At 39.0% G+C, this 8317-nt stretch carries 7 protein-coding genes and 1 pseudogene; 1 reads left to right on the top strand and 7 read right to left on the bottom strand.

Annotation, left to right across the window (positions count from 1 at the left end):
- A pseudogene (locus K6V48_RS11265) lies at positions 1-348 on the top strand (transposase); the annotation flags it as partial.
- Between the two features lie 240 nt (positions 349-588).
- Here the strand turns inward: K6V48_RS11265 and glnA are convergent.
- The 7 genes from glnA to gap all read right to left on the bottom strand — a co-directional run bounded on the left by glnA (position 589) and on the right by gap (position 8019).
- Positions 589-1935 (bottom strand): type I glutamate--ammonia ligase, encoded by a 1347-nt coding sequence (gene glnA / locus K6V48_RS11260; protein WP_172017236.1) that lies wholly within the window; start codon positions 1933-1935, stop codon positions 589-591.
- A 27-nt stretch (positions 1936-1962) separates the two neighbouring features.
- Entirely contained in the window at positions 1963-2334 is a 372-nt protein-coding gene (locus tag K6V48_RS11255) for a MerR family transcriptional regulator (protein ID WP_172017238.1), read from the bottom strand.
- A 79-nt stretch (positions 2335-2413) separates the two neighbouring features.
- Positions 2414-2926, bottom strand: a complete 513-nt coding sequence (locus K6V48_RS11250; RefSeq protein WP_222369772.1) for an FUSC family protein — start codon at positions 2924-2926, stop codon at positions 2414-2416.
- Positions 2927-3425: 499 nt separating this feature from the next.
- Entirely contained in the window at positions 3426-4625 is a 1200-nt protein-coding gene (locus K6V48_RS11245) for a phosphoglycerate kinase (RefSeq protein ID WP_002938510.1), read from the bottom strand.
- A 138-nt stretch (positions 4626-4763) separates the two neighbouring features.
- Positions 4764-5606, bottom strand: coding sequence for an aldo/keto reductase (locus K6V48_RS11240; RefSeq protein WP_222369770.1), 843 nt, complete (start codon positions 5604-5606; stop codon positions 4764-4766).
- Between the two features lie 17 nt (positions 5607-5623).
- Positions 5624-6820: an iron-containing alcohol dehydrogenase gene (locus K6V48_RS11235; protein ID WP_222369768.1), complete on the bottom strand. Its 1197-nt coding sequence runs from the start codon at positions 6818-6820 to the stop codon at positions 5624-5626.
- Between the two features lie 188 nt (positions 6821-7008).
- Positions 7009-8019 (bottom strand): type I glyceraldehyde-3-phosphate dehydrogenase, encoded by a 1011-nt coding sequence (gap, locus tag K6V48_RS11230; protein ID WP_172066412.1) that lies wholly within the window; start codon positions 8017-8019, stop codon positions 7009-7011.
- Between the last annotated feature and the right edge of the window lie 298 nt (positions 8020-8317).

Genomic DNA, 8317 nt, shown 5'->3' with positions numbered 1-8317 from the left:
GAGGATATTCGTCATCAAAGAGGGATGAAGGAGCTCTACCAACATCGGAAAGAGACGATTGAACGGCTATTTGGCACAGCCAAGGAATACCATAATCTGCGCTACACGAGGGAAAAAGGAAAGTCCAAAATGGAGGATAAGATTGGACTGACTTTGGCGTGCTTAAATCTCAAAAAACTAGTTAAAAGGATGGCAAGAGGGCCTTTTTATTTTGTCCAGATGGGGTGGTTTCAGCATTAAAACAGCCATTTTTCTCTAAAAATAGTAAAAAAGACAAACACCAAAACGATGTTTGTCTGCAATCTGAAAGGTCCAGTGGACCTTTTTATCTTTGAGCCTAAAATTTGAAAAGCGAAAACAAAGGTCCAGTGGAGTGGAACAGTCTGGGAAGAGACAGTTCCAGCCCGATCTTAAAAATGGAAGAGCGCGGTAGAAATCTTTGAGCCTAAAATTTGAAAAGCAAAAATAAAGATTCAATAGTAAAAAAAATAGCTTTGAATAACGTCATTAGAAACGTTGATTCAAAGCTATTTTTTAATATTCAAAATTTAATCTGAAAGAGAATAAATTAGTTTTTGCACATCCATATTAATACAAATCTAAATAGTTATCAATTTCCCATTGAGAAACGTAAGTTGCGTAACTTGCCCACTCAATCTTCTTAGCTTCCAAGAAGTTAGTATAGATATGGTCACCCAATGCCGAACGAACAACATCATCTTCTCTCAAGGCTTTAAGAGCATTGTGAAGAGTTGATGGAAGATCTGAAATACCAGCTTTGCGACGTTCTTCATCTGACATTGCATAAATATTTGACTCTACTGGAGCAGGAGCCTCAATCTTGTGTTCGATACCATCTAATCCAACTTCCAAAAGAACTGCCATAGCCAAATATGGGTTAGCCGTTGGATCTACTGAACGCAATTCTAAGCGAGTTCCCATTCCACGTGATGCAGGTACACGAACCAATGGAGAACGGTTTTTGCCTGCCCAAGCAATATAAACAGGAGCTTCAAAACCAGGCACCAAACGTTTGTATGAGTTTACTGTAGGGTTGGTAATTGCAGTGTAGTTATAAGCATGTTTAATCAAACCACCAAGGAAGTGATAAGCTGTCTCTGACAATTGCATGCCACGAGGATCTTCTGGATCAAAGAAGGCATTATTACCGTCTTTATCAAAGAGTGACATGTTACAGTGCATACCTGAACCAGCAATTCCAAATTTAGGTTTAGCCATAAATGTAGCATACAAGCCATGTTTTCGTGCAATCGTCTTAACAACCAACTTAAAGATTTGGATATTATCACACGCTTTCAAAACATCAGCATATTTAAAGTCGATTTCATGCTGACCAACCGCTACTTCGTGGTGGCTCGCTTCAACTTCAAATCCCATTTCAGTCAAAACATTTACAATTTCACGACGAGTATTGTCCGCAAGATCTGTAGGCGCCAAGTCAAAGTAACCGCCCTTGTCATTCACTTCAAGAGTTGGATTCCCTTGCTCATCCATTTTGAACAAGAAGAATTCTGGTTCTGGACCAAGGTTAAAAGATGAGAATCCTTCTTTTTCCATCCGACGAAGAGATTTTTTCAAGTTTCCACGAGGATCTCCCGCAAACGGTTCACCTTCAGTCGTATAAATATCACAAATCAAGCCTGCCACACGTCCATTTTCATCCCCCCAAGGAAAAATAGTCCATGTATTTAAATCTGGATAAAGGTACATATCAGATTCATTAATACGTACAAAACCTTCAATAGACGAACCATCAAACATAACTTTATTTGATAAAATTTTTTCAACCTGCTCTTCTGTCGCAGGAATCTCTACGTTTTTCATCACTCCCATAATATCAGTGAACATGAGACGTAGAAATGTAACATTTTTCTCTTTAATATCACGTTTAATATCCGCTGTTGTGACAACCATATTTTTTTCTCCTCTTAATTAAACCTATTACGACGACCGAAAGATCGAGCTTGGACTTGAAAATCGCCCTTGTCTGCTAAATTCATCATGTAGGATACGACGCACATCCTCATCAGTTAAAGTTTTCTGTTCTACTTGAACCTTTTCCTTTGCTTTACGATTGGCGTATTCTTTTTTAATCGCTGCAATGTTTAGGCCCTCATCCAAAAAATCTTTAATTTCAAGGAGTAAGTCCATATCATTTAGAGAATACAAGCGGCGATTACCTTCGTTCCGAACTGGTTTTATCAACCCATGATCTTCATAGTAACGAATCTGACGCGCTGTTAAATCAGTCAATTTCATTACACTACCAATTGGAAAAATAGCTAAGGAACGTCGAAACTCTTTTTCTCTCATAATGAACTCCTTTCTGCACACTATTATAGGGCAGAAAAAACGAACAGTCAAGCCCTCTGTGTCACATTTTGTGACATCGTTAGGGAAGAAAGCGCTTTTTTATTTTATCGATATCGTAATTTACAATAACAGATACAAAAACTCCAACGAATGTTTCAAAAACTCTTTGGAGGGCGTAGAAAATAGAATCTCCTGCAGGAACTGAGAGAGCAATGATCAACATTGTAGCAACCCCGCTAATAACACCTGGAGCATTATTAAACGAAACATTCGTCATAATAGTTAGCATCGTAAAAATAGGGATGAAAATTAAGGTCACCCAAAAATTATGAGAAAATAGATCACTTAGAATAAAATAAAGCAAGGCATAAAAGCCACCTATGGAATTACTAAGTACACGGGAAGAGCCAAAATGCACACTTTTCCCAAAATCTTCACGAAGACTGAAAACTGCTGAGAGAGCCGCAATCTGAATACCATCCCATTTTAAAAGATGAAACAATAAAATGACTAAAAATACAGCTAGACCTGATTTTAAAGTTCTCATACCCAATTTAAACTTCTGGGTATCAAATTTATATCTCTTTAACATACTTCTATTCTAACATGATTTGTTAAAAAATGATTCTAAATACACATAATGTTATGAATCATTCGGACATTTTAGTGTAAAAATAATACAAGATACTTCAACACGACCAAAGAAGATGAATTCCTTACTTTACAAAAAAATAAGTAGCATATAGTTGATTTTAACACAAGACAAGAAGCCACAAGCATAAGTCGAGCTTGAAGAAAGGTGAGTTTACGAAGTCATACTCAATGGAAATCAAAAACAAAAAAATGATTACACAACAAAATTTTTCCTCCGAGCCGACACTTCAGAGCGTAAATTACATTCAAAAAGAGACCGGAGCTCAAGCCCCAGCCTCATTTCGTCGCAATTTTTTACTTTTCAGTAAGAGCTGCAAGTCCTAGAAGCACTTTTCACCTTGCTAGACTTTCTAACTCGCTTAGCTTCGTAGAAACTCTACGCGATGCACAAAATGCAACGGAAATCCGTTGCATTTTAGCCTTCAAGTTTATTGAACTTATTTTTCAGTAAGAGCTGCAAGTCCTGGAAGCACTTTACCTTCGAGGAGTTCCATTGATGCGCCACCACCAGTTGAGATCCATGAGAACTTGTCTGCACGGCCAAGGTTGATAGCTGCAGCAGCTGAGTCACCACCACCAATGATTGATTTCACACCTGGTTGTTTCACGATAGCATCCATTACACCGATTGTACCAGCTTGGAAGTCTGGGTTTTCGAATACACCCATAGGTCCGTTCCAAACAACTGTTTTTGCACCAGTCAACGCTTCGTCAAACTTAGCGATTGACTTAGGACCGATGTCAAGACCAAGGAAGCCTTCTGAAACTGCTTCACCTTCAGTGTCGCGAACTTCAGTGTATCCAGCAAATGCATTTGCTTCTTTTGAGTCAACTGGCAAGATCAATTTACCATTAGCTTTTTCAAGAAGCGCTTTTGCCACATCCAATTTATCTTCTTCTACAAGTGAGTTACCAATTTCGATACCTTGAGCTTTGTAGAATGTGTAAGTCATACCACCACCGATAAGAACTTTGTCTGCTTTTTCAAGAAGGTTCTCGATAACACCAATCTTATCAGATACTTTTGAACCACCAAGGATTGCCACAAATGGACGCTCTGGAGTTTCAACAGCTTCTTGGATGTATGCAATTTCGTTTTCCAAAAGGAAACCAGCAACTGCTTTTTCTACGTTTGCTGAGATACCAACGTTTGATGCGTGTGCACGGTGTGCAGTACCAAATGCATCGTTAACGAAGATACCATCACCAAGTGAAGCCCAGTATTTACCAAGTTCTTCGTCGTTTTTAGATTCTTTCTTACCATCAACGTCTTCGAAACGAGTGTTTTCAACTAGGAGAACTTGTCCATCTTCCAAAGCATTAATAGCCGCTTCCAATTCAGCACCACGAGTAGCACCAGCGATGAAAGCAACTTCTTGACCCAATTTAGCCGCCAAGTCAGCTGCTACAGGAGCCAATGATTTACCTTCTTTATCTGCTTCTTCTTTCACACGACCAAGGTGAGAGAAAAGAATGGCACGTCCACCTTGCTCAAGAATATACTTGATTGTTGGAAGAGCAGCAGTAATACGGTTGTCGTTAGTGATAACGCCATCTTTCAAAGGAACGTTAAAATCAACACGGACAAGAACTTTTTTGCCCTTCAATTCAACGTCTTTAACAGTCAATTTAGCCATTAGTTAGACTCCTTAAAAAATTTTTATCTTACTAATTATAGCACATTATTCATTAAATGCCTATTAAAATCTCATTTATTGTGATACTTGTAACAATGATTCCAAGCGTAGTTGAGTATCTACCCAAGCGATACCCAATTAAAAATTAACTTCATCCGGATTGCTCTGGCTGTTCACGCCATCTACTCCATCGAGTCGGAGTATGTCCTCTTCCGATAATTCAAAATCAAAAATAAGCAAGTTTGCTTCAATATTTGCAGGAGTTACTGATTTTGGTAATGGCAAGAAACCTTTTTGCAAAGACCAACGAAGTGCAATTTGTGCAATTGATTTACCATACTTTTCAGCTACTTCTTGTGCAACAGGGTTCCCAAAAATACTTCCTGTTCCAAGTGGACTGTATGCCTCTAACAAAATTTGGTGTTGACGACAAAAATCAACTAGCTCAGTTTGAGGGCAGCCTGGAGCTAACAGAATTTGATTGATATGAGGTTTCGTTTCAGCGGTTTCAAATAATGCCTCTAAGTGATGAACCATAAAGTTTGATACCCCAATCGCACGCGTCTTTCCTTCTTTATAGGCCTCTTCTAAAGCCTTCCAGACACCCGCATTACGTTTTTTCCATGCATCATTTTCACGCAATTCTACAGGATTTGGCCAATGAATAAGAAGTAAATCTACATAGTCTAGACCTAACTTAGATAAGGATTCATCAATTGATGCCTTTGCAGATTCATAATCCTGCTTATCATTCCAAATCTTAGTCGTTACAAAGATTTCTTTCCTGTCCAACTTGCTATCTGCAATAGCTCGTCCTACACCCACTTCATTGCGATAAATCTGAGCGGTATCGACATGAATATAACCAACTTGCAGGGCATGACTAACACTCTGATATACAACTTCCCCTTCAGGAATTTGCCATGTACCGAAACCAATCTTTGGAACTTCTACTCCATTGACTAATGTATATTTTTCCATCTTTCTTTCCTCACTTACTAAAATTTTTCCATAGAGATAAACGAATCACGCACAATTGACTCAACATCTTCAACAGTTAAGGGCACAAATACATTCCCTCCCAGCTTCCCATGTAAAACAGCTTGTTCACTCATCACTCTTACCAATTCTTGCGTCGGAATTCCGACATCTGATAATTTCATTGGAATTTCTAATTCATTTTCAAAAAACGAATACGTCTTAGCAATAGCCAGTCTGGCCAGTTCTTCCTCTGTTCCTTCAACTAATCCCCACACATTTCGTGCATAAGCTGCAAATTTTGCATGAGTTGTCGGATCTGTATCTACACAAAACTTCATCCATCTTGGTGTTAAAATTGCTAAACCAATCCCATGTGTAATATCGTAATAGGCTGATAATTCATGTTCGATAGCATGGCAGGTCCAACCGCCTAATCGACCTCCAGCCACCAAACCATTTAGGGCCAAGGTAGAACTCCAAAGTAAATTTGCACGAGCAGTATAGTTTTCTGGGTCAGCTATTGCGACCGGACCATGCTTGATAATTGTTTTCAACAAGCCTTCTGCAATACTATCTTGAACGTCTACTCCCTCTGTTCGATTGAAATATTGTTCAAACAGATGGCTCATCATATCAGCAGCCCCAGCAGCAGTTTGCCATTTTGATACGGTGTATGTCAAAGTAGGATCTAAAAACGATGCCCTTGGAATCAACTCCCAGCCACCTGTACCAAGTTTTTCGTTTGTAACCATATTGGAAATAACAGCACCTCTGTTCATTTCTGTTCCTGTTGCTGCCAGTGTCAAAATATCAACAATAGGGATTGCCTTTCCTATCAAACTACTATCCTTTACTAAATCCCACGCATCGCCATCATAAAACGCTCCCGCAGCCATGACTTTACTCGCATCAACAACGGATCCCCCACCTACAGCTAAAATTACTTCGATACCGTTTTTTCGAATAAGATCTACACCTGTTCGGACAGAATCGATTCTAGGATTTGGCTCAATACCTGCTAATTCAACAAAAGAAAAACCATGCTCATTTAATAAAGTTACTACACGGTTATACAATCCTGAACGTTTAATTGACCCTCCGCCATAAACTAAAAGAACATTTTTTCCATAGGTTCCTAATACTTCTGGTAATTCCGTCAAACGGTCACGACCAAAACGAATATCTGTAGGAATCTGTAATCGAAAATTATTCATTTTTTATCCTTTCTACTTATCCTTATTGCCTACATTTCCTATACCTCAAAAGTATATTACAGCGAATCTTTTCCAAGAACCAACTGCTAACTATATGATAAGTATATCACGTCTCATTCGAAAATCGGATTTTCAGAAACGGAATCGCAAAAAAAAGAGGCCGAAGCCTCTTTGATTTTCACTAAGGATTATTTAGCGATTTTTGCGAAGTACTCAAGAGTACGAACAAGTTGTGAAGTGTAAGACATTTCGTTATCGTACCAAGAAACAACTTTAACCAATTGTTTACCATCTACATCAAGAACTTTAGTTTGAGTTGCGTCAAACAATGAACCGAATGAGATACCTACGATATCTGAAGAAACGATTTGATCTTCAGTGTAACCGTATGATTCGTTAGAAGCAGCTTTCATAGCAGCATTTACTTCGTCAACTGTTACATTTTTCTCAAGAACAGCAACCAATTCAGTTACAGAACCTGTTGGAGTAGGTACGCGTTGTGCAGCACCGTCCAATTTACCGTTCAATTCTGGGATTACCAAGCCGATAGCTTTAGCAGCACCAGTTGAGTTAGGAACGATGTTAGCAGCACCAGCACGAGCACGACGAAGGTCACCACCACGGTGTGGACCGTCAAGGATCATTTGGTCACCAGTGTATGCGTGGATAGTTGTCATCAAACCTTCAACAACACCGAAGTTATCTTGAAGTGCTTTAGCCATTGGAGCCAAACAGTTTGTAGTACATGAAGCACCTGAGATAACTGTTTCAGTACCATCAAGAATGTCATGGTTAGTGTTGAAAACGATTGTTTTAACATCGTTACCACCAGGAGCAGTGATAACAACTTTTTTCGCACCATTTTCGTGGATGTGTTGCTCAGCTTTTTCTTTAGAAGCAAAGAAACCAGTAGCTTCAAGAACAATTTCTACACCATCAGCAGCCCAGTCAATGTTAGCTGGTTCGCGTTCAGCAGAAACTTTAACGAATTTGCCGTTAACTTCAAAACCACCATCTTTAACTTCAACAGTACCGTCGAAACGACCTTGAGTTGTGTCATATTTCAACAAGTGTGCAAGCATAGTTGGGTCTGTAAGGTCATTGATACGCGTAACTTCAACACCTTCAACATTTTGGATACGACGGAATGCAAGACGGCCAATACGACCAAAACCGTTAATACCAACTTTAACTACCATTTATGATTTCCTCCTTATGAAAATCGAGTTATATTTTTTAAAAGGCAAGCCTTTTAATCCTATTGTGAAAATTGTAACTTGTAGACTTACAAGAAAGTTTTCAACGTGATTATTATATAACTATTTGACGAAAATTGCAAGTGTTTGCCACCTCTGTCTTGCAAGCTATTTATGAAAATATTAATCATGACCACCCGTCAAACGGGTGGTTTGAACAAGGGCTATAAGCCCACATCACCAGCCAGCACCTAAAGATGCTGGCTTTCACTTTGTTCAAGCCTCACTGCTTTTGACTCGT

Source organism: Streptococcus suis (assembly GCF_019794555.1).
Classification (GTDB): Bacteria; Bacillota; Bacilli; order Lactobacillales; family Streptococcaceae; genus Streptococcus; species Streptococcus suis_AB.
This window is presented reverse-complemented; position numbering and strand designations above follow the sequence as displayed.